This window comes from Xanthomonas campestris pv. campestris str. ATCC 33913 (genome assembly GCF_000007145.1).
Lineage (GTDB): Bacteria > Pseudomonadota > Gammaproteobacteria > Xanthomonadales > Xanthomonadaceae > Xanthomonas > Xanthomonas campestris.
In genome coordinates this window covers 678575-702877 of sequence record NC_003902.1, presented here as the reverse complement: position 1 = coordinate 702877, position 24303 = coordinate 678575, and the positions used below count along the sequence as shown (strand labels likewise).

The 24303-nt window shown below is 64.5% G+C and carries 18 protein-coding genes and 1 other RNA gene; 12 read left to right on the top strand and 7 right to left on the bottom strand.

Annotated features, from left to right (window positions below; all coding sequences use genetic code 11):
- Positions 1-130: 130 nt before the first annotated feature.
- Positions 131-2155, bottom strand: a complete 2025-nt coding sequence (locus XCC_RS03005) for a M3 family metallopeptidase (RefSeq protein WP_011035825.1) — start codon at positions 2153-2155, stop codon at positions 131-133.
- A 186-nt stretch (positions 2156-2341) separates the two neighbouring features.
- Positions 2342-3445 carry a PLP-dependent cysteine synthase family protein gene (locus XCC_RS03000; RefSeq protein ID WP_011035824.1) on the bottom strand — a complete coding sequence of 368 codons (1104 nt, stop codon included), beginning with the start codon at positions 3443-3445 and terminating at the stop codon, positions 2342-2344.
- Between the two features lie 130 nt (positions 3446-3575).
- Between XCC_RS03000 and XCC_RS02995 the strand changes: the two genes are divergently transcribed.
- The 6 genes from XCC_RS02995 (at position 3576) to XCC_RS02970 (ending at position 11488) form a co-directional block, all read left to right on the top strand.
- Positions 3576-3983: a CopL family metal-binding regulatory protein gene (locus tag XCC_RS02995; RefSeq protein ID WP_011035823.1), complete on the top strand. Its 408-nt coding sequence runs from the start codon at positions 3576-3578 to the stop codon at positions 3981-3983.
- A gap of 55 nt (positions 3984-4038) precedes the next feature.
- Positions 4039-5889, top strand: a complete 1851-nt coding sequence (locus XCC_RS02990; protein WP_372363201.1) for a copper resistance system multicopper oxidase — start codon at positions 4039-4041, stop codon at positions 5887-5889.
- Between the two features lie 347 nt (positions 5890-6236).
- Complete coding sequence (locus XCC_RS02985; RefSeq protein WP_372363208.1) at positions 6237-7361, top strand: copper resistance protein B; 1125 nt, start codon at positions 6237-6239, stop codon at positions 7359-7361.
- A gap of 523 nt (positions 7362-7884) precedes the next feature.
- The gene (gene gloA, locus XCC_RS02980) at positions 7885-8409 is read left to right on the top strand and encodes a lactoylglutathione lyase (protein WP_011035820.1); all 525 of its coding nucleotides are present in this window, start codon (positions 7885-7887) and stop codon (positions 8407-8409) included.
- Positions 8410-8751: 342 nt separating this feature from the next.
- Entirely contained in the window at positions 8752-9510 is a 759-nt protein-coding gene (locus XCC_RS02975) for a hypothetical protein (protein WP_011035819.1), read from the top strand.
- A gap of 106 nt (positions 9511-9616) precedes the next feature.
- Positions 9617-11488 (top strand): XVIPCD domain-containing protein, encoded by a 1872-nt coding sequence (locus XCC_RS02970; protein ID WP_019237992.1) that lies wholly within the window; start codon positions 9617-9619, stop codon positions 11486-11488.
- 72 nt (positions 11489-11560) lie between these two features.
- On the opposite strand, the gene XCC_RS02965 is transcribed toward XCC_RS02970, so the two are convergent.
- The 5 genes from XCC_RS02965 to glmS all read right to left on the bottom strand — a co-directional run bounded on the left by XCC_RS02965 (position 11561) and on the right by glmS (position 17383).
- Positions 11561-11635, bottom strand: a non-coding RNA gene (locus XCC_RS02965) — sX9 sRNA.
- 212 nt (positions 11636-11847) lie between these two features.
- The gene (locus XCC_RS02960) at positions 11848-13002 is read right to left on the bottom strand and encodes a hypothetical protein (RefSeq protein ID WP_011035817.1); all 1155 of its coding nucleotides are present in this window, start codon (positions 13000-13002) and stop codon (positions 11848-11850) included.
- 231 nt (positions 13003-13233) lie between these two features.
- Positions 13234-13707 (bottom strand): hypothetical protein, encoded by a 474-nt coding sequence (locus tag XCC_RS02955; RefSeq protein WP_016945130.1) that lies wholly within the window; start codon positions 13705-13707, stop codon positions 13234-13236.
- A 109-nt stretch (positions 13708-13816) separates the two neighbouring features.
- Positions 13817-15184: an IS5-like element IS1478 family transposase gene (locus tag XCC_RS02950; protein ID WP_011035783.1), complete on the bottom strand. Its 1368-nt coding sequence runs from the start codon at positions 15182-15184 to the stop codon at positions 13817-13819.
- 369 nt (positions 15185-15553) lie between these two features.
- Entirely contained in the window at positions 15554-17383 is a 1830-nt protein-coding gene (gene glmS / locus XCC_RS02945) for a glutamine--fructose-6-phosphate transaminase (isomerizing) (protein WP_011035815.1), read from the bottom strand.
- Positions 17384-17586: 203 nt separating this feature from the next.
- Between glmS and XCC_RS02940 the strand changes: the two genes are divergently transcribed.
- The 6 genes from XCC_RS02940 (at position 17587) to XCC_RS02915 (ending at position 24300) form a co-directional block, all read left to right on the top strand.
- A complete protein-coding gene (locus XCC_RS02940; RefSeq protein WP_011035814.1) occupies positions 17587-18858 on the top strand; it encodes an efflux RND transporter periplasmic adaptor subunit in 1272 nt (423 codons plus the stop codon).
- A 40-nt stretch (positions 18859-18898) separates the two neighbouring features.
- Positions 18899-19618 carry an ABC transporter ATP-binding protein gene (locus XCC_RS02935; RefSeq protein WP_011035813.1) on the top strand — a complete coding sequence of 240 codons (720 nt, stop codon included), beginning with the start codon at positions 18899-18901 and terminating at the stop codon, positions 19616-19618.
- A gap of 10 nt (positions 19619-19628) precedes the next feature.
- A complete protein-coding gene (locus XCC_RS02930) occupies positions 19629-20921 on the top strand; it encodes an ABC transporter permease (protein ID WP_011035812.1) in 1293 nt (430 codons plus the stop codon).
- A 63-nt stretch (positions 20922-20984) separates the two neighbouring features.
- On the top strand, positions 20985-22193 hold the full coding sequence (locus XCC_RS02925; RefSeq protein ID WP_011035811.1) for an ABC transporter permease: 1209 nt from the start codon (positions 20985-20987) through the stop codon (positions 22191-22193).
- A gap of 119 nt (positions 22194-22312) precedes the next feature.
- Entirely contained in the window at positions 22313-22783 is a 471-nt protein-coding gene (locus tag XCC_RS02920; protein WP_012439309.1) for a PDZ domain-containing protein, read from the top strand.
- A 173-nt stretch (positions 22784-22956) separates the two neighbouring features.
- Entirely contained in the window at positions 22957-24300 is a 1344-nt protein-coding gene (locus XCC_RS02915) for a sigma-54-dependent transcriptional regulator (RefSeq protein WP_011035809.1), read from the top strand.
- Positions 24301-24303: the final 3 nt, after the last annotated feature.

Here is a 24303-nt window from a genome sequence, read left to right as displayed (position 1 = left end):
GCCGCAAGCACCTGCAACGCTGGTGCGCTGCCGGGTGATGCGCCATAAAACAAACCACCGCACTCCACGGCGAACGCATGCACTGCGAACGCAGCGCCTGCCAGCGACGGCAGGCGCACGCCTGGCAGGCTCAGCCCGCCATGCCGTTGTGCCGCAGCAGCGCGTCGATCTTGGGCGCGCGTCCACGGAAGGCGCGGAAGTTGTCCGCTGCGCTGCGGCTGCCACCACGCGCCAGCACTTCATGCCGGAACCGCGCGCCGGTGTCGGCCACCTGCTCGGGCGCTTCTTCGAACGCCGCGTAGGCATCGGCGCTGAGGACCTCGGCCCACTTGTAGCTGTAATACCCGGCCGCGTAGCCGCCCGCAAAAATGTGGCTGAACTGATGCGGGAAGCGATTCCACGTCGGCGGGCGATTCACCGCCACTTCGTCGCGCACGCGCTCGATCAACTCCAGCACGCTGTCCTGGGCCGGATCGAAACTGCTGTGCAATTGCATGTCGAACAACGCGAATTCCAGCTGACGCACGGTGAACATGCCGCTCTGGAAATTGCGCGCGGCCAGCAGCCGGTCGAACAGATTGCGCGGCAGCGGCTCGCCGGTTTGCACGTGCGCGGTCATCGCCTGCACACGCTCCCATTCCCAGCAGAAGTTCTCCATGAACTGGCTGGGCAGCTCCACTGCATCCCACTCCACGCCATTGATGCCGGCCACGCCGAGCTCGCCGATACGGGTGAGCAATTGATGCAGGCCGTGGCCCATTTCATGGAACAGCGTGGTGACTTCGCCGTGCCGGAACGTGGCCGGCGCATCGCCACTGCCACGGCCGAAATTGCACACCAGATACACCAGCGGCGTCTGCACACCCTGACTGGTCTCGCGGCGATTGCGGCAGTCGTCCATCCATGCGCCGCCGCGCTTGCCTTCGCGCGCGTACAGATCCAGATAAAACTGCCCCACCAGTGCGCCCTGCGCATCTTCCAGCCGATAGAAGCGCACGTCCGGGTGCCAGACCGGCGCGCTATCGGGTTTGACAGTCAGGCCGTACAGGCTATGGATCACATCGAACAGGCCAGCCAGCACCTTGGGCTCGGTGAAGTACTGCTTCACTTCCTGCTCGGAGAAGCTGTAGCGCGCCTGCTTGAGCTTTTCGCCGGCATACGCCAGGTCCCAGGCTTCCAGCTGTTCCAGGCCGAGTTCGTCGCGCGCAAAGGCTTCCAGTTCGGCACGATCCTGTTGTGCATACGGCTTGGCACGCACGGCCAGATCGCGCAGAAATCCCATCACTTCATCCGGGCTTTGCGCCATCTTGGTGGCGATGGAATAGTCCGCGTAGCTGGCAAAGCCCAGCAGCTGTGCCAGCTCGGCGCGCAGCGCCAGGATGCGCTGGATGGTGGCGCTGTTGTCCAGCGCGACATCGCCGAATTCGGAGGCGCGCTCGGCATTGGCGCGGTACAACCGCGCGCGCAGTTCGCGGCTGTCGGCATCGCTCTGCACCGGCAGGTAGCACGGCATCTGCAAGGTGAATTTCCAGCCGGCAGCCCCATCCTTTTCCGCTGCCGCGCGTGCGGCGGCAACCACTTCGGACGGCAAGCCCGACAACTGGGTCTCGTCCTGCGTCACGTGTGCCCACGCGTCGGTGGCGTCGAGCACGTTCTGCGAAAACCTGGCGGCCAGGCCGGACAACTCTTCCTGGATCTGTGCAAAGCGCGCCTTGGAGGCGTCGTCCAGTTCGGCGCCGCCCAGGCGGAAATCGCGCAGCGCGTTGTCGAGTACCTTGCGCCGGGCTTCGTCGTAATGCGCAGCTTCCGGCGAGGCGGCCAACGCCTTGTATTGCGCGTACAGGGCCAGGTTCTGCGCCAGTGCACTGCCGAAGCGGCTGACCTTGGGCAGATTGCTGTTGTAGGCCTCGCGCAGCTCGGGGGTATTCATCACTGCCTGCAGGTGGCCGACCTGGCCCCAGGCGCGCCACAGGCGCTCGGTGGCGTCATCCAGCGGCACCACGAAGCTGTCCCAGCTGACCGGGCTGACCTGTTCGGCCGCCTTCACCGCTGCCTCGGCATCGGCCAGCAGCTGATCGATCGCCGGGCCCACATGGTCGGGGCGGATCGCATCGAAGGACGGCAGTCCGGAAAAATCGAGCAGCGGGTTGGTCATGGGATCTCCGGCAATTAAGTGAATCAGGCGGCATCGGAGGGCGCACAGGACCGCGCGTGGCCTCGTCAGGATGCGGCTGTTGGGTCGGTCACCACGTGTGCGTGAAGCACCGCCGGTCCCGACACCGAGCGGCGCACGCCTTGTGGCGCGCAGCGCGTTGCGACAGCCGCACCTAGCAGATGGCGATCATTCCAGCGCAGCACAAGGCAGGGCGGGTAACGCGGCGCCGGCCACGGCCGCGGCAATGGCCGCGTCGCTGGCGTCCACGTCGATCTCGCGCGCCACATACCAGGCCGGGTCGTAGTAGCTGTGCGCATAACGCTCGCCGGCATCGCACAGGATGGTGACGATGGAGCCCTGCCGGCCCTCGTCACGCATGCGCTGGGCCGCCTGCAGCACGCCGACGAAGTTGGTGCCGGTGGAGCCGCCGACGCGCTTGCCCAGCGTGGCGCTCACATGCCGCATGGCCGCCAGGCTCAGGGCGTCTGGCACCTTGATCATCACATCCACGCAGCTGGCGATGAAGCTGGACTCCACCCGCGGGCGGCCGATGCCTTCGATGCGCGAGCCGCCGGTGATGGCCAGTTCCTTGGGGCACTGCCCGTCCACGGCGCGGCAATAACCGTCGAAGAACACCGACACCTCCGGGTCCGCGCACAGAATGCGGGTGTCGTGGCGCCGGTAGCGCACATAGCGGCCCAGCGTGGCGCTGGTGCCGCCGGTGCCGGGGCTGCAGACGATCCACTCCGGAATGGGGTGCGGCTCTTCGGAAAGCTGCTTGAAGATCGACTCGGCGATGTTGTTGTTGGCACGCCAGTCGGTGGCGCGCTCGGCGTAGGTGAACTGGTCCATGAAGTGCCCGCCGGTCTCGCGCGCCAGCTGGTGCGAGGCGCTGTCCAGGTCGCAGGCACGCTCGACCAGATGGCAGCGCCCGCCCTGGAATGCGATGGCGGCGATCTTCTCCGGCGAGGTCGAGGCCGGCATCACCGCGATGAAGGGCACCCCGAGCAGGCGCGCGAAATAGGCCTCCGACACTGCGGTGGAGCCGCTGGAGGCCTCGATCACCGGCCGGCCTTCGCGCAGCCAGCCGTTGGCCAGCGCGTACAGGAACAGCGAGCGCGCCAGCCGGTGCTTGAGGCTGCCGGTGGGGTGGCTGGACTCGTCCTTGAAGTACAGGTCGATGCCCGGATACCCCGGCAGGTCCATCGGAATCAGGTGGGTATCGGCCGAGCGGTTGAAATCGGCTTCGATCTTCTGGATGGCGGCGGCCACCCACTGGCGCTGCGACATGGCAAGGCTGTGCTGCGAGAGAGGCGTTGATTCTACCGCCGCCGCGCATGTGCCATGGGCGGGCGGGTCATCCGGGCGGCCACGGCGCCGATGGTATGCTCGGTGTACCTGCCCGCTCGCCCGATTCCCCGTGCCGCATTGCCTGCTTCGCCTGCTGCTGTGCCTGTGCCTGGTTGCCAATACGGCCACCGGCGCGTGGGCGTCGGTGGGCATGGCGATGCCGGCCATGGGCTCGGCCGCGATGGGGTCGGCGGCGCGTGGCATGCACGCGGCCGCGCCGGACGCACTGCCGTGTCATGAAGACATGGCCTCGCCCGCTGCGATGCCGCTGCCCGACCCGGATCACGCGCAGCATGCGGGCAAAGGCGACTGCTGCAAATTGGGCAGCTGCGATTGCCTGCAGCACTGCAGCCTGGCCCTGCTGACGCTGCCGGCGGTGCCTGCGGCGCTGGCCGGCCGCCCCGCAATGCCGGGCGCCCTGGCCGAGGGGCGCGCCAACCCGGCGCCCGAGCAACCGGTCCGACCTCCCATCGCCTGAGCCTCGACGGCAGCAGCCGTCGTCGCCCCTGCGCGCATGCGCAGGGCCCATTGCGATGCGCGTTGCCTGCACCGTGCGGGCCGCGCCTGGAGGCTTCATGTCATTCGATCCCTTGTCCAACGGCGGGCTGGCCCGCCGCCGCTTCGTGCACGGCCTGGCGCTGGGCGGCGTTGCCGCGGCCACCGGCCTGTGGCGCAGCGAGGCACGCGCCACCCCCGCGTACGCCACGCCCGCCGTCCTGCGTGGCGGCGCCGCGGCGCTGCAGATCGGCCGCATGCCGGTCAACCTCACCGGCCGCGCGCGCAGCGCCATCACCGTCAACCAGTCGCTGCCGGCACCCACGCTGCGCTGGCGCGAGGGCGACACCGTCAGCGTGCGGGTGCGTAACGCCCTGGCCGACCAGTTCACCTCCGTGCATTGGCACGGCTTGCTGCTGCCGGCCAACATGGACGGCGTGCCCGGCATGAGCTTCGACGGCATCGCACCGGGCCAGGAGTACCTGTACCGCTTCGCGCTGCGCCAATCCGGCACCTACTGGTATCACAGCCATTCGATGTTCCAGGAGCAGGCGGGGCTATACGGGGCGATCGTGATCGACCCGCTGGCACCGCCGCCCTACCGGTTTGACCGCGAGCACGTGGTGCTGCTGTCGGACTGGACCGATCTGGACCCGGCTGCGCTGTTCCGCCGGCTCAAGCAGATGCCCAGCCACGACAACTACGCCCAGCGCACCGTGGGCGACTTCGTACGTGATGCGCGCGAAGACGGGCTGCGCGCCACGTTGGCCGACCGCGGCATGTGGGGGCGCATGCGCATGACCCCGACCGACCTGTCCGACGTCAACGCCAACACCTATACCTACCTGCTCAACGGCGTGGCGCCGGCCGGCAACTGGACCGGACTATTCAAGCCTGGCGAAAAGGTGCTACTGCGTTTCATCAATGGTTCTTCGATGACGTATTTCGATCTCCGCATCCCCGGGCTGCGCATGACCGTGGTCGCCGCCGACGGCCAATATGTGCATCCGGTCAGCGTGGATGAATTGCGCATTGCCGCCGCCGAAACATTCGATGTCCTCGTCGAACCCATCGGCCAGGATGCCTTTACGCTGTTCGCACAAGACATGGGCCGCACCGGATTTGCCTGCGGCACGCTGGCGGTGCGCCACGGCTTGCAGGCGCCGATTCCGGCACAGGATCCGCGCGCCATCCTCACCATGCAGGATATGGGGCACGGCGATGGCATGGCGCATGGCGCAATGCATGACATGCCGGCACAGCACGGCGCCTCGCCGGCGGATACGCATGCGGGCCACACCGTGCAGCACGATCCATCTGCGCACGCCCTGCAACAGCACGGCCACGCCAGTGCATCCTCGCGCGCGCCACACCACCCCGCCAGCGAAGACCACAACCCGCTGATCGACATGCGCAGCAATGCCAGTGCACCGCGGCTGGACGACCCCGGCGTTGGCCTGCGCAACAACGGCCGCCGCGTGCTCTGTTACGGCGATCTGCACAGCCTGTTCGACGACCCGGACGGCCGTGCACCGGGCCGCGAAATCGAGTTGCACTTAACCGGCCACATGGAAAAGTTCGCCTGGTCCTTCGACGGCATCGCCTTCGCCTCGGCCGAGCCTTTGCGGCTGCAGTACGGCGAGCGGCTGCGTATCGTGCTGGTCAACGACACCATGATGCAGCACCCCATCCACCTGCACGGCATGTGGAGCGACCTGGAAGATGCCGATGGCAACTTCCAGGTGCGCAAGCACACCATCGACATGCCGCCCGGGACACGCCGCAGCTACCGCGTACGCGCCGATGCGCTGGGCCGCTGGGCCTACCACTGCCATCTGCTCTACCACATGGAAGCGGGCATGATGCGCGAAGTGCGGGTGGAGGCATGAACGCCATGCAGACCGCTCATGTTCTATTGGTCGCCATCATCGCCAGCGCGACCGCAACTGCGCAAGACCATGCGCATCACCAGATGCATGCTGCGACAGCGGTGCAGGTGGACAGTGCGCAGGCGGTGGAGAGGCCTGCGCTCAAGCGTATGGATGATGTGGATGAAGCTGCAGTGGGAGCTGCTGCATCCGCGCCCACTCCCACATCAGTCTCTAGCTCCACTTCGGTATCCGCTTCGACGTCGACATCAGCGTCTTCTCTGCAGGCGGCCACGCAGGCCGCGCCGCCAGTGGAAATGGATCACGCGCACATGCAGCACACAGAGCAGGCCGCGCATGTGCACGACATGCAGCATTCCGATGACGCGGCGGCAGTGCATGCACACGCCGCAGCGCCTGCAACCGATGCCGCTTCGACAGTGGACTCGGCACACCAAACGCAAACGCACGTGCACGGTGCCGGCAGCGCACAGCCACACGCCACGCCAGCTACGCAGACAATGGACAACGCCGACAGGCAGCACCACGCCATGCACGACATGCCGCACGCCGATCCAGCAGACTCGGCATCCCCAATGCAAGAGCACGCCCACAGTGCCGGCGGCACGCCGCCACACGCCGCGCCAGCGACGCAGGCGATGGACCACGCCAGCGTGCAGCATCACGACATGCACGACATGCACGACATGTTGCACGCTGATCCAGCATCCACCGCACAGCAAGCAGCACATCAACACACCGCGCCGGCCGCAACCAGATCGCCACGCGAGCCGATCCCTACTCCCACCGCAGACGACATTGCCGCGGCGTTTGCACCGCTGCGCAGTCATGCCATGCATGGAGCAGGCATCAATCACTACGTGTTGCTCGACCGACTGGAGGCCTCCGACAACCACACCGGCAGCGGCCAGGACTGGGAAGCGCGCGCCTGGCTCGGCGGTGACATCGACCGGCTGTGGCTGCGCAGCGAAGGCGAGCGCCGGCGCGACCAGACCCACGACGCCTCGTTGGAAGCCTTCTACGGCCATGCCATCTCGCCGTGGTGGGATGTCCTGCTCGGCGCGCGCCAGGATCTCGCGCCCGGCCAGCGGCAGAGCTGGGCCGCCATCGGCGTGCAGGGGCTGGCCCCGTACAAGTTCGAAACCGAAGCCACGCTCTATCTAGGCAGCGGCGGCCGCGCGGCGTTTCGGCTGGAAGCCGAGTACGACGTGCTGCTCACCAATCGCTTGATCCTGCAGCCGCGCGTGGAAGCCGACGTCGCACTTACCGACGATGACCGGCGCGGCATCGGCAGCGGGCTGGAAGAGGTCGAAGCAGGCCTGCGGCTGCGCTACGAGATCACACGCAAATTCGCGCCATATATCGGCTGGGTGCACAGCCGCCGTTTCGGCGATAGCGCACAACGCGCCGACGGTGATGACACTCCCGCCCGCGAATCGCGCTTCGTCGCCGGCGTGCGGGTGTGGTTCTAGCCGGCGCTGCGGAGGGGCCGGCATGTCTGGCCCCAAAAACATTGGCAGGGCAGTCATGGGCGGCCGCTTCCGTCTGTCGCCCTCATGGCCAGCCTCTGCTTGGCTTTGGCTTTGGCTTTGGCTTTGGCGTTGGCTTTGGCGTTGGCTTTGGCGTTGGCGTTGGCGTTGGCGTTGGCTTTGGCTCCGGCTCCGGCTCCGGCTCTGGTTCTAGCTCTGTCTCTCTGGCTCTGTCTCTAGCTCTCTGGCTCTGGCTCTGGCTTTGGCTTTTGGCCCTGCGCTTGCTGTGGTTTTGGCGGTGGCTGTGCCCGTAGGTATGGGTGTGGGTGTGTAGCTTCGACTTCGGATCCGGCTTTGGGCCGCACGTGACTGTGGCCTCGGTCTCTACCTGCCTGTGCCCTTAGCTTCTGCCGAAAATCCAGCGCGCAGCCAGCAATGAAAACAGACATCCCCGCCACTGCCTGCCCAGTACCATGACAGTCACTGCAGCACCGCTGCCTCCCCCCATCCTTCTCAGGAGAGCCCCATGCCCTTGACCGACCTGCAACACGTCCCCGGCGCCACGGCCGCACCGGCAGACACCCAGGGATTCGTGTTCAACCACACCATGCTGCGCGTCAAGGACGCCCCGCGTTCGCTGGACTTCTACACCCGCGTACTCGGCTTCCGCCTGCTCGATGCACGCGACTTCGCCGAAGCAAAATTCAGCCTGTATTTCCTCGCGCTGCTGCCCGAAGGCACTGCAGTGCCCGACGATGACGCCGCACGCCGCCTGTGGATGGCCGGCATCCCCGGCGTGCTCGAGCTCACCCACAACCACGGCACCGAAACCCAGGACGGTGCGGTCTACCACGACGGCAACAGCGACCCACGCGGCTTCGGCCACATCTGCATCTCGGTGCCGGACATCCACGCCGCCTGCGCACGCTTCGACAGCCTCGGCGTGCCGTACCAGAAACGCCTGGAAGACGGCCGCATGAAGCACCTGGCCTTCATCAAGGACCCGGACGGCTACTGGGTGGAGATCATCTCGAACACGCCGCTGGCATAAGCGCGCAGGCGTTTTGCCGGCGGCTGTCCTGTCGCTGGCAGTGATCGGTTGCAGACATGCCACACCGCACGGTTGCAGACGTTGAAACAAGGGGCAGGAAAGGCCCTGTCCAGCCGCCGCGCCGGGCATGGTTCGGCGGCTGGACAGGCAGCCGGGCTGGAGTAGACTTTCCGCGCCCTCCGCAATGGATGCACCCCAATGCTCGTCAGGAAGATCCCGCTGATCCTCGCGCTAGCAACGATCGCCGCATGCAAGCCGTCGCCACCGGATGCCGCGGCTTCAAAGGCGACTCCCCACGCAGCCAGTACCGCCACAAAGCCTTCAGATAAGGATGCTTCTCCCATGCAGGACGCAACCCAGGGATCCACCCAGCAACTACAGCCGCCCCGTCCGGACAGCGTGCTGTACTTCATCAGCAATGTGGATGGCGACGGTGCCCTTTCCTACGAGGTGGCCAACGGCAGCTGGATTAATTACTGGTACGGCTTTCAGTTCGAACTTGGCGGTACACGTTATTACACCGGCTTCGCATGGGAAACGCCCGAGCTCTTCGGTGCAGAGCGCGAAAACCACTATCCCGCGCCGGGCACCAAGGTGACCTTGGCACACGCCACCTTCGTCACCAGCGAGCCGGGTAGCAAGTCGCCATGGAAGCTTCTTGGCGCAGAGCCCTATATCGGCGAATTCGGTGGAATGGAACAAGGCAACACCGTCGACACGACACGTAAGCCACAGACACTTGTCACCGACGACGGCCGACTGGTCCTGACCGTGCCGACGTGGAGCCTGCAGTCGGGCGTACGGATCCTTTCCTACGAGGCACTCGTGTTCAACCCGAAGGAAACCGATGACGTCAACGACAAGCATTGGACGTATATCGGCAATATCCCGGCCGGGGAGGACAACAGTGCAAATTGCGGCGAGGATGCGCCTGGGAAGATTCCTTGCGTCAAGAACAGCAGCACGCTTGCGTTTGTCCAGCAACAAGGCCTGCCAGCACTACGGGTAACTGTTTCGGCTGACCCGCCGACGAGCGGGGGTGACGAAACGGTTGAATACCGCTACGATGCGGCCCAGAAATCGTATTTGCCGGCCCCTTAATACAGAACCAAAGGAATTGGTTCGGGCGGCGTACCGCTGCAGCCACGTGGCTGCAGCACTCAATCAAGGACCTTGAGCGATGCCGACGAACTACTCACGAGCCCAAGTGCTCGACATCATCGAACGCGAAGCAACCGAGCGGAATATTCCGCTTGACGACTTCATGCGCTTTGCCCACGTAGAGACTGGCGGCAACTTCGACGAGTTGGCCAGTCGCGGAGCCGCTGGTGCGAAGGGGCTCTTTCAGTTCACTCCTCGGACCGCCGAGCAATACGGCATCGCTGGACGTGAGTTGGACGCAGTGGTCAATACCGATGCAGCAGCGCGGCTATATCTGGATAACCGGACGAGCCTGGTTGACCGGCACGAACGCGATGGCCGGCCGTATCTGTCGGGCAAACCGGCGCCTGATGGCCTGGACATGTACATGGCCCATCAGCAGGGCGCTGGCGGTTACCGCTCTCTTCAGACCGCAATCGCCACTGGATCTTTCGGGCTTGAGAGCACGCGCGCCAACATCCTCAACAATGTCGGCGAAAAAGAACTGAAGTCTTTGACGGGCGTGGATGCGGCGACGTTCCAGCGCATGTCGGACAAGGACATGGCACAGACGTTCGTGCAGTACTGGGATACGAAGATGGACCGTATCCGTATCCCTGAAAAAGGTATTGAGCCCGTTTCGGCCACGCAGCAGGCGCCGTCGCAAGCTGCGCCATCGCAGTCCGCACCTGCACAGCCGGAGAAAGCTGCAGCGCACGGCATCGCGCTCCATGCCGCCTATGACCTCACCAACAAATACGACCACGTCAAGTACGGCCTGGGAGCAAAGGATCCGGACAAAGGCAAGGTCGATTGTTCTGGCTGGGTGGTCGAGATGCAGAACGCGACCATGGGTGAAATCAACAAGGGCGCTGGCAAGGCCATCTTCACCAAGGACGAAAAGTTCAGCCCTGGTTTCGACAGTGCATCAGAACTGCTGCGCAAGGCCGAACAACGCTCTGGCGTCCTGATCCAAGGCAAAGACGTCACTGCCCATAACCTCAAAGAGGGCATGATCATTGGCGAGGACAATGGCCCCCAGAGTTGGGACAAGGGGCGCTACAAGGGCATAGACCACATCACCATGGTGGTGCGCGACCCCAAGCATGGCGAACTCAAGATCAGCCAGTCGCGTGGTAGTGAAGGCGTCGAGCTCAGCTCGCTGGATACCTATCTTGAACGCAAGCACGCCAAGGGCGTCAAGCTCTATGCCAGCGACCCGCTATTCGAGGCGCGCGAGTTGCTGCAGGACCGCAGTCAGAGCAAGCAGCAGTCTCACGACGGCAACACGCATAAACCGGCGCATGCGCAAACGGCTGCAGAAACATCCGGCTTGCTGCGCGAGAAGGCGCATGGCGCTGAGGTTCTGAAGTTGCAACAGACCTTGCAGCAGTTGGGCTACAAGGACGCAAAGGGCAATGAGCTCAACGCCGACGGCGCCTACGGCCAGCGAACAGGTGAGGCGGTCAAGGCGTTTCAGCGTGCACACGGACTGCAGGAAGATGGCGTCGTTGGCGGCGATACGCTCAAGGCGCTGAAGCAGGCCGAGAAGACGCCATTGCTGTCGGAAAAAACCAACCCCGATAATCCGTTGTACAACCAGGCCGTGAGCAAGCTGGAACAGTTGGGTCCGACTGCATTCACCGACCGTCGCGCATTGGAAAATGCGGCTGGCTCATTGGCGTTCGAAGCCAAGGTCAGCGGCCTGCAGCGCATCGACGCGGTGATGCAGAGCAAGGACGGCAGTGGACTGTTCGCGGTACAGGGTCAGCCAAGCGACCCCGCGCACCAGCGGATCTACACGGATAAGGCAGCCGCTGCAGAGCGCCCATTAGAACAAAGCAGCAACGCGGTTCGCCAGGAAGCACAATCCCTGCAAACTCTGCAGGTACAGGACCAGCAAGAACAACAGCGTACTCAGTCACGCGCGGCTGTTTAATAGCTCTGTTCTTGATTGTGCAAAACAGAATGGGCGTGGGCCGAATAGGCTTACGCCCATTTTGCTAAGAGCGGCTAACAAAACGTAGCGAGCAGTCGTCAGGTGGGTGCGGACGGCGCGGAGGAACCGGAGTGTACGTGGGTACATGAGGATTCCGAGCACCGGCCGCGTCCGCCTGACGGCTGCGCAGTAGTTTTGATAGCTGCTCTAAGTGGCGCAACTACAAAGCCCTGCGCTCTAGTCGGTGGTGTGGAAGCGCCTAGATGAACCGCGCGACCGCTCGCCGAGCCAGCCACGCCCTGTAGCCTGCCTATGGCGCGTTCTGCGGTGGATACGCACGATCCCGATTACTACGTTGGCTAGTTCGACGCCGCAACCGTCGCGGTGTCCGGAAACCATTGCGGCAGGCGTTCGGCAAACTTGGCTGCGCACTCGTCGGCGTAGGCTTGCGCGGTCTGTTTGACCAACGCGTAGTTGTTGGCCTCCCACTCCTCTAATGAGGCGGTGCGCGGGGTCGGTTGGCAGTTCAGGTTCACCGGGCTGGCCTTGCGCTTGAGCAAGCCGCTGCGTTCCCCACCGATGCTCACGGCATAACGCAGCTCATAAGGCGACTTTTCGTCGCCCAGGCTCTGATAGACCAGCAGCCAGTCGGACATCACGACCTGCAGCGGAAACGGTTCGACCGGAATGGCCGCCGGATGCCCGGTGAAATAACGCTTCAGATGCGTATTGACGGCATCGCGCTGCAGAACATAGCCCGGGTTGCCGATGTCCTTGATCTTTTCGCCTTTGAGCTGGCTTTTATTGAATATGGACGCACCGGCTCCGCCATATTTCAGGGTCAACAGATTGGTGGCAATTTGCACGCCCACCAGTGCGCCGGTATGCCCACGCCGCACCACGCGCAACATCTCGTCGCCGTTGGGTTGGCCGTTGGAACCTACGCTCAGCTGCGCATGCAACGGCAGTTGCAGGGCCCAGTCTGCCGAGGGCGCCAAGGCCATCTCGGTATCGGACAGCGCGGCGCCAGCCGTATGGCCTTCTGCCGCAGCTACAACCAACGTACCGGCAGTGGCTGCCGCGGCGTAGGCGGTTGCCTGCGAAAAATCACCCGCCACAAAGGCGGGCACCACTGCGGTGGCATCTGCACTGCGCGCAGGCGTACAGAACGTGCCAGCGGCACGCATCTGCGCCTCATGGAAGGTGATGCCGTTGATCTGATGCACGTCGGCCGACTGCCCATACTGCTCGACCAGCTTGGCGATCACCGCATCGGTGACCGGTTGCTGCGCACACACCTTGGCGGCGGCCAGACGCGACCAGGCGAACTGCAACGACGGATCCCAGCCCATGGCATCTTCGCCGGTGAATCCATGGTCGTAGTGATACGCGTAGATGGCCGGGTCGATGTCCTGCAGCGTCATCCCGCCCTGACCGGCATAGCCTGGCGGAATGTCCTGCGCCACGGCGGTACCAGCGAGCGCACACAGCAGTGCGGCAATCAACACGTTCATGAGAGTCCTTTCCACGGGAATGAGGGCCGCACTGCGCGCCCCCACGCAGTGCGGCAAGACAGCACCGCACATCTGTGCGGCGGTCGATGGCACAGGATTGATCCGTTGAAGACAACGTGACGTCGCCCGGCGGATCAAGTCTGCAGGGATAGTGTGGGCCGGCGCGAGGCGTTTGGCAGTCAGGGCCGTCCCCACGCCGCTGTCGGGACGTCCCCTGGCGGGCGTGATGGATCAGGCGTGCAGAATGCCGTGTGCACCTTCCTGCCAGGCACGTGGCGACCGCAACGCGGCCAGTGTGCGTACCAGCTCGCGATAGCTGCCGGCCAGTTGCGCGAACAGACTGGCATCGCTGCAGCGCGTGTCGGCCACCTCCGCATAGGCGCCACGCCCCAGCTCGATGAAGTAGTCCACGTTCAAGCGCCGCCGCTGCGCCACGCCGGGAAACAGGCCGGCAATCAGCAGACAGCCGTCGCCGACATCGCGTAATGCGTCCGCACGCAGGCTGCCCGATTGCGACTGCGCATGCAGCCAGGCCAGCGCCTGAGTGCGCGACACCAGGTGCGCATCACGCTGGAAGCGCAGCAAGACAAACACCAGATAGTGCTCGCGCCATTCGTCCAGCGGCTGTGCGATGCGCTGCGCCGCCTCACGTACCAGCGCCTGCCACAGTTCGGCCGGCGCGCCCTGCTTGAAAGACTCGTGCATGTGTCCTCCTGCGTGGTGTGACCCTCGCAGAGACGAAAGCATATTCCGGGCCAAACTGTTGGCAGAGCGGCTGTGCGAGCGCTAATCAGTCGCCCCTGAAAAACCCCCTTCAAGCACCAAGTGTCATCGGCGACAGCGGCACGGCGCTAAAGGATGGCCATCCCATCGCCCGCATCCAGGCACGCAAAAACGCGATCCAGCGCAGCAGCCAGCGCAGGTTGTAGCCGGCGGCGCAGCCGAGTACGTGCAGCGCATCGCCTTGTGCACCTTTCAGCCTGCAGCGACGCAACCTGCAGTCGTCTTTCAGATGTCCGATCACCGGTTCCACCGCCTGCCGTCGTTTGATCCAGCGCCATTGCCGTCGCGTCAGCGTCTTGGCCTTGCCACGATGGAGCACCTGCACGCCATCGACCTCGCGCCCGCGATAGCCCAGGTCCACGATCGCCACCGTCGGTTCTACGCTCAGATCCTGCAGCAACCCGCGTGTCTGCTCCAGCTGCTCGGCCAAGGTGTCGCCGTCGTACGGGTTGCCCGGGAAGCTACGCGCACCCACGACCAATCCCTTGCAGGCGGTGACCGCAATGCCGACCTTGACGCCGAATTCGTACGCTTGACGCGCCTTGCCCTTACCGATGCATTCCACTTCCGGGGCATGCAATGCGTACAGTTTTTGTTTGTCCTTCGGACGCTGCGTGTACAGCCGTTGCGCACGTTCCAGCCAGACCGCGATGCGCTCGCGCACGCCGGGTTCCACCTGGTCCAGCTTGCGCGCGATATCGCGCAACACCCGCCCCAAGACCGTGCGTTGACGTCGCAGCACGCGCTGCATGCGCTTGAACTGGCGTGCATGCGCATAGCGGCCCGCCTTGCGGCTCAGGGCCGGACCTTGCCGTGCGTAGCTCTGCCGCAACCCGATGCCGTAACGCTTGGCCAGCAGCACCAGTTTCTTGCGTGCCACCTCCAGCAACCGACTATCGGTCGGATAGGCAATCGCCTTTTCCTGCACCGTGGTGTCCACGATCACCCGCGACAACTCGCGTGCGTCCACCGCCTGCATGGCATGTGCAGCGTTGATGGTGTGTGCCAGCAACTCTTCCATCCCCGCTTCGTCAAGCCGCTGACGCCAGCGCGTCAGCGAGCTGGCATCGCACGGCAAGCGCGTCTGGAACACGACCTCGCCAGTGAAAAACTGCCAATACGGATTTTCCAGCCAACGCTCGCACACCGCCTCATCGGACAGGTCGTAGGCGTGTTTGAGGTAGAGCAAACCGGCGATCAGCCGCACCGGCAATGCCGGCCGACCGCCACCAGCCTGGGTGGCCGGCAAGCGCGATGAAAGTGCTTGCTCCAACGCCGTCCACGGCATCCGTTGGCTCAGCTGCGCCAGCGGATGCCGCAGATCGATCTGGTTCTCCAGGCGCGAACGAAACAACTCCTCGGCAGGCATGTGCTCGGCAGCAGGACGGCGTGTATGCATGAGTGGAAATTGCCAGAAACCAGCCTTCAGCGTAGCGAAAACTGGTAGTTCTGGCACGCCACTGCAGACATCAAGGCCTTGCGGGCGTTGGGTGATTGGGGGTTTTTCAGGGGCGACTAATCAGTCATCTGCTGCCTCGCGTAGGAGCGGCCCTGGCCGCGAACGCTCGACCGAGAAAGCATCAGCATTATCGGTAACGCGTTCGCGGCCTAGGCCGCTCCTACGGGATGGCTGCGGCTTATGGCTTTGCTAGCGGCGGTGCGGCGCGCTCTTTGAAAAGCCATCAGCCATGCATCAATGTGGCGCCGCGTAGGAGCGGGCTGCGTGCTCACGACGCTGCTAGCAATTGTGCAGTGCGCGATTTCGGCGTTATTCCACCGTCACCGATTTGGCCAGATTCCGTGGCTTGTCCACATCGGTGCCGCGTGCCAGGGCGGTGTGATAGGCCAGCAACTGCACCGGGATGGTGTGGATCACCGGCGACAACACGCCGGCGTGGCGCGGTGTGCGGATCACATGCACGCCGTCGGACTCGCTGAAATGGCTGTCCTGATCGGCGAACACGAACAGTTCGCCCCCCCGCGCGCGCACTTCCTGCATGTTGGATTTAACCTTTTCCAGCAGGCGGTCGTTCGGCGCGATCACCACCACCGGCATGGTGGCATCCACCAACGCCAGCGGGCCGTGCTTCAACTCGCCAGCCGGATACGCCTCGGCGTGGATATAGGAGATTTCCTTGAGCTTGAGCGCGCCTTCCAGCGCGATCGGGTAATGCAGGCCGCGGCCGAGGAACAGCGCATTCTCTTTCGGGGAAAAACGCTCGGCCCAGGCCATGATCTGCGGCTCCAGGTTCAAGGCGTGCTGCACGCTACCTGGCAGGAAGCGCAGCTGCTCCAGGTAGTCGGCTTCTTCGCTGTCGCTGATACGGCCCTGCAGCTTGCCCAGCACCATGGTCAGCTGGAACAACACTGCCAGCTGGGTGGTGAACGCCTTGGTCGAAGCGACGCCGATCTCGGCACCGGCGCGCGTGTAGCAGACCAGCTCGCTGGCGCGCGGGATGGCGCTCTCCGGCACGTTGCAGATCGACAAGGTGTGCAGATGCCCGAGCGACTTGGCGTATTTGAGCGCCTCCATCGTGTCCAACGTTTCGCCGGACTGCGAGATGGTGACGATCAAATGCTTCGGGTTGGCATAGGCGGCGCGGTAGCGGTATTCGCTGGCAATCTCCACGCTGCATGGCAAGCCGGCGATCGCTTCGATCCAGTAGCGCGCCGTCAGGCCGGCGTAGTAACTGGTGCCGCAGGCCAGGATCTGCACGCCTTCGATGTCGCGCAGCACCGCATCGGCAGTGGGCCCGAACAACGATGCGGGGAAGCCCTTGGCATCGATCGCCGCTTCGATGGTGTCGGCCAGCGCACGCGGCTGCTCGTGGATTTCCTTCTGCATGAAGTGGCGGAACGGGCCCAGCTCCAGCGAGGCCAACGAGACATCGGATAAATGAAGCGGGCGCTCCACCGCCGCGTCGCTCGCATCGAACACGCGCACGCCATCGCGGCGCAATTCGGCGGTGTCGCCCTCTTCCAGAAAGATCACTTGCCGGGTGGCCTGCACGATCGCCGAGACATCGGAGGCAACGAAGTTTTCGCCCTCGCCCACGCCGATCAGCAATGGGCAGCCCATGCGCGCGCAGACGAAGCGCTCCTGCTCGGCCTGGCTCATCACCGCCAGCGCGTAGGCGCCAGTGAGTTCCTTCACCGTGCGCTGCAGCGCGCTGAGGAGATCGCCCGCATCGGCCAGATGGTGATGGATCAGATGCGCAATGACTTCGGTGTCGGTCTGCGACTCGAAGGTGTAGCCGAGCGCGCGCAGCTTTTCGCGCTGTTCCTCGTGGTTTTCGATGATGCCGTTGTGCACCAGCGCCACGCCGGCACTGATGTGCGGATGCGCATTGGCTTCGGTGACGCCGCCATGGGTGGCCCAGCGGGTATGGCCGATGCCCAGGGTCGCGCCAAACTGCTCGGCCTGCGCCGCCTGTGCCATTTCCGCCACCCGGCCAGTGCGGCGCACGCGGCGTACCTGCGTGCCGTCCAGCACCGCGATGCCGGAGGAATCATAGCCCCGGTACTCCAGACGCTTGAGCCCTTCGATGAGGACCGGAACCACGTCGCGCCCGGCGATGGCGCCGACAATGCCGCACATAGGACAACCTCTGGAGTGAAGCCGCGCATTTTAGCGTGTCCGCCGATGTCCGCTGCATGACCTCGAGCGGACAGGCTGTCCGCGCCGGTGTCCGCGGACACTGCGGACACTGCTTTTCTTCCAAATAGATCTTTACAAATCAATAGTTTACTGGTTGGCACACGTCCTGCTTCAGGACACCCACGCCACCGAGCAAGCCGATCATGATCCGCGACACCTCCGCACAGGACCAGGTACTCCGCACCTCCTCCCAGAGCGCGCCATGGCGCCGTTGGCTGTGGCCGGGCATTGCCGCGCTGGCGGTCCTCGCCGGCATCAGCTGGGCGGTGAACGCCTGGAGCGCCGGCAGCCGCTCGTTCGACGCCGCCCGCGTGCGCATCGCCACCGTGAGCCAGGGCGATCTGGTGCGCGACATCGCCGCCGACGGCCGCGTGATCGCCGCCAACAGCCCGGTGCTCTACGCCATCTCCGCCGGCACGGTGACGTTGAGCGTGGTGGCCGGCGATGTGGTCAAGCAGGGCCAGGAACTCGCGCGCATCGACAGCCCGGAGCTGCGCAGCAAGCTGGCGCAGGAACAGGCCACGCTCGCCGGCCTGGAGGCCGAGTCCAGCCGCGCCGCCCTGGATGCCACGCTCGCCCGGGCCAGCGCCAGCAAGCTCACCGACGAGGCCAAGATCGACAAGCAGGCCGCTGTGCGCGACCTGGAGCGTTATCAGCGTGGCTACGATGGCGGCGCGGTGCCGCAAGTGGAACTCGCCAAGGCACAGGACACCTTGAAGAAGACCGACATCGACCTGCAACACGCGCAGCGCGATGCCGCCCTGAAGGGCCAGGGCGCGGACCTGGATTCGCGCAACAAGCGGCTGCTGGCCGACCGCCAGCGCGCGGTGGTGGCCGAAGTACAACGCCAGGTCGATGCGCTCACCCTGCTGTCGCCGTTCGATGGCCAGGTCGGCCAGGTGCAGGCGGTGCAGCACACCCAGGTGGCCGCCAATGCGCCCATCCTCGGCGTGGTGGATCTGTCCAAGTTCGAAGTCGAGATCAAGGTGCCGGAAAGCTTTGCGCGTGAGTTGGCGATCGGCATGCCGGCCCAGCTCACCAGCGGCAGTGGCGAACCCTTCGCCGGCGCCATTTCGGCGGTCTCGCCGGAAGTGGTCAATGGTGAAGTCACCGCACGCATCCGTTTCACCGACAAGCAACCGCCCGGCCTGCGCCAGAGCCAGCGCATGAGCGCGCGGGTGGTGATCGACACGCGGCGCAATGTGCTCAAGGTCGAGCGCGGTCCCTTCGTCGAACAATCCGGTGGCAGCTACGCCTATGTGATGGAAGGCAGCACTGCCGCGCGCCGCCCGGTGAAGCTGGGTGTCAGCAGCCTGGGCGAAGTGCAGGTGCTCTCCGGCCTGCAGGCAGGCGACCGCGTGGTGGTTTCCGGCGCCGACAACTTCGGCGACGCCCCGCGCGTCACCGTGCACTGACTCGCACTCTTCTCTTTCTCTTCGCACAAGGATTTCGGCAATGCTCAAGATGCAATCGGTCTCCAAGGTCTTCCGCACCGAACAGGTGGAAACACACGCGCTGCGCTCGCTCGACCTGCATGTGCGCGAAGGCGAATTCGTCGCCGTTACCGGGCCGTCGGGTTCGGGCAAGACCACCTTCCTCAACCTGGCCGGGCTGCTGGAAACCTTCACCAGCGGGCAGTACCTGCTCGACGGCGAAGACGTCAGCCATCTCTCCGATGACGCGCGCTCGCGCCTGCGCAACCAGAAGATCGGTTTCATTTTCCAGGGCTTCAACCTGATTCCCGACCTCAACCTGTTCGACAACGTCGATGTGCCGCTGCGCTATCGCGGCATGGCCGCCGCCGAGCGCAAGCAGCGCATCGAAGAAGCGCTGACCAAGGTCGGCCTGGGCTCGCGCCTGAAGCATTACCCCACCGAACTGTCGGGCGGCCAGCAGCAGCGCGCAGCGATCGCACGCGCACTGGCCGGCAGCCCGCGCCTGCTGCTTGCCGACGAACCCACCGGCAACCTCGACTCGCAGATGGCACGCGGCGTGATGGAGTTACTGGAAGAAATCAACAGCCAGGGCACCACCATCGTGATGGTGACCCATGACCCGGAACTGGCCGCACGCGCGCAGCGCAACGTGCACATCGTCGACGGCCAGGCCACGGATCTGGAACGCAATCCCAGCCTGATGCGTGCGCCCGCCGCCGCATCCACCCTGGCCGACTGAGGAGCACGGCATGTTCGGCTATTACTTCAATCTCGCGGTGCGCAGCTTCCGCCGCAACAAGGTGCTCACCGCACTGATGGTGCTCGCCATCGCGCTGGGCATCGGCGCCAGCATGACCACGTTGACGGTGTTCTACATTCTGTCTGGCGATCCGATCCCCGGAAAAAGTGGCGTGCTGTTCCATCCCCAACTGGATGCGCGCTCATTGGGCTATCAAGACGACGACGCACTGAATCAATTGACGCGTTTCGATGCCGAAGCACTACTCCGCGAGAAACGCGGAGACCGGCAGGCGCTGATGAGCGCCGGCACCGTTCCCTTGGAGCCGGAGAACAAATCGTTGCGTCCAATGATGCTGGACACACGGTACACATCCGTTGATTTCTTTTCGATGTTCAACGTGCCGTTTCTCTATGGCGGCGCTTGGACAACCAATGACGATGGCAGCCGTGCGCGGGTCGTGGTGCTGTCGGAGGCGCTCAACAAAAAGTTGTTCAATGGCGAGAACAGCGTTGGCCGCACGGTCAACGTCAACCGCAACATCATGCGGGTGATAGGCGTTATTCGCGATTGGCGCTTGACGCCGGCGTTCTACAACTTGGGCGGCAGAGCCTACGACAAGCCCGAGCAGCTCTTGCTGCCCTTCAGCACTGCGATGGAGCTGAAGCTTTCAAGCAGTGGTCAGCGTTCGTGCTGGGGCGAGAGCATTTCACCGGAAGACATCAATGCCGCTTGCTCCTGGGTTGAATACTGGGTGCAGCTGGATAGCCCGCAAAAGGTCACGGCCTACCGCCAGTACCTTGAAAACTATTCGGATCAGCAACGTCGTGCCGGGCGCTACGAGCAGCCGACCAACGTCCAGTTGCGTAGTGTGATGGAGTGGCTGGACTTCCAGAAGGTGGTTCCCAGCGATGTCCGTCTACAGACATGGTTGGCCTTCGGATTTCTGTTGGTGTGCCTGGTCAATACGGTTGGCCTGCTGCTCGCCAAGTTCATGCGCCGCAGTGGAGAGATCGGTGTGCGACGGGCACTGGGCGCAACAAAGCGCAGCATCTTCGCGCAGTCGTTGGTCGAGGCCGGAACGATCGGTTTGGCCGGCGGCATCCTGGGGCTGGGCCTCGCCATGCTGGGCCTGTGGGGCGTGCGTCAACAATCCGCTGAATATGCGGATCCGGCAAAGCTTGACCCGGTGATGCTGCTGGCGACATTTGCGCTTGCGCTCTTGGCGAGCGTCGTGGCCGGGATGCTCCCCGCATGGCGCGCTTGCAGCATCCCTCCTGCCATTCAACTCAAAGCGCAGTGAGCTGATCTTTCGAACAGCGCGGCTATCTCGCAGCGTTCGCCAGCCCCCATCAAGGACTCTTTCATGGAAATCCGCCCCATCCTGTCCACCCTGCAGCGTCACAAGACGGCTGCTGCGTTGATCGTGCTCGAAGTGGCCCTCAGCTGCGCCATCATCTCCAATGCGCTGTTCCTGATCGGCGATCGCCTGCAACGCACACAACGCCCCAGCGGGCTGGCAGAGAATGAACTGGTGACGCTCACCATCAGCGGCATCGGACGCGACGAAGATGCGCGTGCACTCACCGATACGGACTTGGCTGCGCTGCGTCGTATTCCCGGCGTCAAATATGCCTCCAGCGTCAGCCAGATTCCTTATGGTGACAGCATGTGGGTCAGCGGCCTCAAACTGACGGCTGACCAGAAAAACTCAACGATCGACGTCAACGACTACACCGGCGACAGTCAGACCCTGGACACGATGGGCTTGACATTGATACAGGGGCGCCGTTTCACGGAAGGCGAATTTACGTGGTCCGACGATAAGACGGCCACCATCCCAAGTGTCATCCTGACCAAAAGCGTGGCCGACAAACTGTTCCCCGGCCAATCAGCCTTGGGGAAGTCGATCTATCGCGGCGACACGCCCATGAAGATCGTCGGCATCGTGGAGCATTTGGCACGCGTCAACAATTACGGCGGCGCCGCTGCTTACGACGATTCGATACTCACTCCGGTCAAGATGACCTACAAGGAGGGCGGCCGCTACCTGCTACGCACCGATCCGGCGCGCCGTGACGAGGTCCTGCGTCAGGCAGTGGCAGCACTGGAGAAGAACAGTGCAAGTCGCATCATCGAGCAACCAAGAGTCTTCGAGCAGATGCGTCGAAATTTCTATCGCCAGGATCGCTCGATGGCCTGGCTGCTGGTCACCATGAGCATCGCGCTACTGATCGTCACCGCACTCGGCATCGTCGGCCTGGCCAGCTTCTGGGTGCAGCAACGGACCAAGCAGATCGGCATCCGCCGCGCACTGGGTGCGACGCGCAGCCAGATCCTGCGCTATTTCCAGGTCGAGAATTTCCTGCTCGCCTCGATCGGCATCGTGCTTGGCATGCTCATGGCGTACTCGATCAATCTGTGGCTGATGGCCCGCTACGAGCTGCCACGCCTGCCGTTGGTCTATTTGCCGATCGGGGCAGTGACCTTGTGGGCACTTGGCCAGATCGCGGTGTTCTGGCCGGCACGCCGCGCGGCTGCGGTACCTCCGGCCGTCGCCACGCGCAGCGCCTGAGGCATTGCATGGGCCGTTGCCTCAAGCAGATCCGCAGGTGTGGCCGGAACCCGTCGCTGCAGGCGTTCTAGCCACAGACCACGGCGACTGCATTACTCAATTCGATGGATAGGATCCCCATGCGCCCTCTCGCCTGTTCCGTTATCGCAGTCAGCGCGCTCGCAATAGGGACCGCGGCAGGTGCGCTGCATGCCGGCAGCGGCACGCCGATGCGGGCCGCCACGCAGACTGCTGGCGACCGATACGGTCATCAGGTGTTGCGCGTCGATAATCACCAACTGCGCTGGCAACACAACGCACAGACGCTGGTCCTGACCAGCGCCGCCGCTGGCCTGCTGGTCGCCGATGCCAGCAACACGCTGCCGCTGCAACTGCGCAAGGGCGACCGTCTGCGTTCGGCCAATGGCCAGGGCATCGCTAGCGTGGCGGATCTACTGCGCGCCTTGCGCGCCGCAGCAGGCACACCGGTGACCGTGGAGGTGGTACGTGCGCAGGCGCCGCTGACGCTGCACTGGGCCGCGTCACTGTATGCCCCGTTGCTGCCGCCCGCGCCACCGCCGCCCCCATCGCCACCACGACCCGTAAGGTAGCCCGCCTTGGTCGCACGCGAGACATCCCACCGGTTCCCTGGGTATGCACGCATCACGCAGGATGCTCTGCCCTGCGGCCCGCAGCCGACATGCCGCCAATGGCATGCGGCAAGGCCGGCTGGCGCCGTATGCTGCGATCATTGACGCGTACCACTTCCCTCCAAGAGACCGCGATGCCGCAGATCCTGATCATCGATGACAACAGCGCGGTTGCCATGGCGCTGGAGGTCCTGTTCTCGCTGCATGACATCGAATCGCGGCATGCGCATGCGCCGCAGGCAGGGCTGGACTTGCTGGAAGAGCAGCAATTCGACCTGGTCATCCAGGACATGAACTTCACCGCCGACACCACCTCCGGCGAGGAGGGCGAGGCGTTGTTCGCACAGATCCGCCAGCGCCACCCCGACCTGCCGGTGATCCTGCTCACCGCCTGGACGCACCTGGGCAGTGCGGTCGGCCTGGTCAAGGCCGGCGCGGCCGACTACATCGCCAAGCCCTGGGACGACACCAAGCTGCTGACCACGGTCAACAACCTGCTGGAACTGTCCGAAACCCGCCGCGAACTGGAGCGCCGTCGCAACCGCGAACGCCGTGGCCGCGAACAGCTGGCCGAGCGCTACGATCTGCGCGGCGCGGTGTTTGCCGACCCCGCCAGCGAACGGGCGATCGCGCTGGCCTGCCAGGTCGCGCGATCGGATTTGCCGGTGCTGATCACCGGGCCCAACGGCAGCGGCAAGGAAAAGATCGCCGAGATCATCCAGGCCAATTCCGCGGTGAAGCGCGGGCCATTCGTCGCGCTGAACTGCGGCGCGCTGCCGGGCGAGTTGATCGAAGCCGAACTGTTCGGCGCCGAGGCCGGTGCCTACACCGGTGCCAACAAGGCACGCGAGGGCAAGTTCGAAGCTGCCGACGGCGGCACACTGTTCCTGGACGAAATCGGCAACCTGCCGCTGGCCGGGCAGATGAAGTTGCTACGCGTGCTGGAAACCGGCCGCTATGAGCGCCTGGGCTCCAATCGCGAGCGTCACGCCAAGGTGCGCGTCATCAGCGCAACCAACGCCGACCTGCCGGCGATGATCCGCGATGGCAGCTTTCGCGAAGACCTGTATTACCGCCTCAACACCGTCGAAATCGCCTTGCCCGCACTGGCCGAACGGCCGGGCGATATCGCACCGCTGGCCGAGCACTTCCTGGCGGGCGAGACCCTGCTTTCGCCGCAAGCGCGCGATGCACTGCAGCGCCACAGCTGGCCGGGCAACGTGCGCGAGTTGCGTAATGTGCTGCAACGCGCGACGTTGCTGGCGCAGGGCGTGCGCATCGAGGCCACCGATCTCAACCTGCCGCGCAGTGCCACTGCACGTCCAGCCCCGCTGCCCGGCGGCGAGCCGGATCGCGCACGCATCGAACAGGCCTTGGCGCGCGCGCAAGGGGTGATCGCACAGGCTGCGGCCGATCTGGGCCTAAGCCGGCAGGCGCTGTACCGGCGCATGGACCGTTACGGCATCAGCCAGGACTAGGCC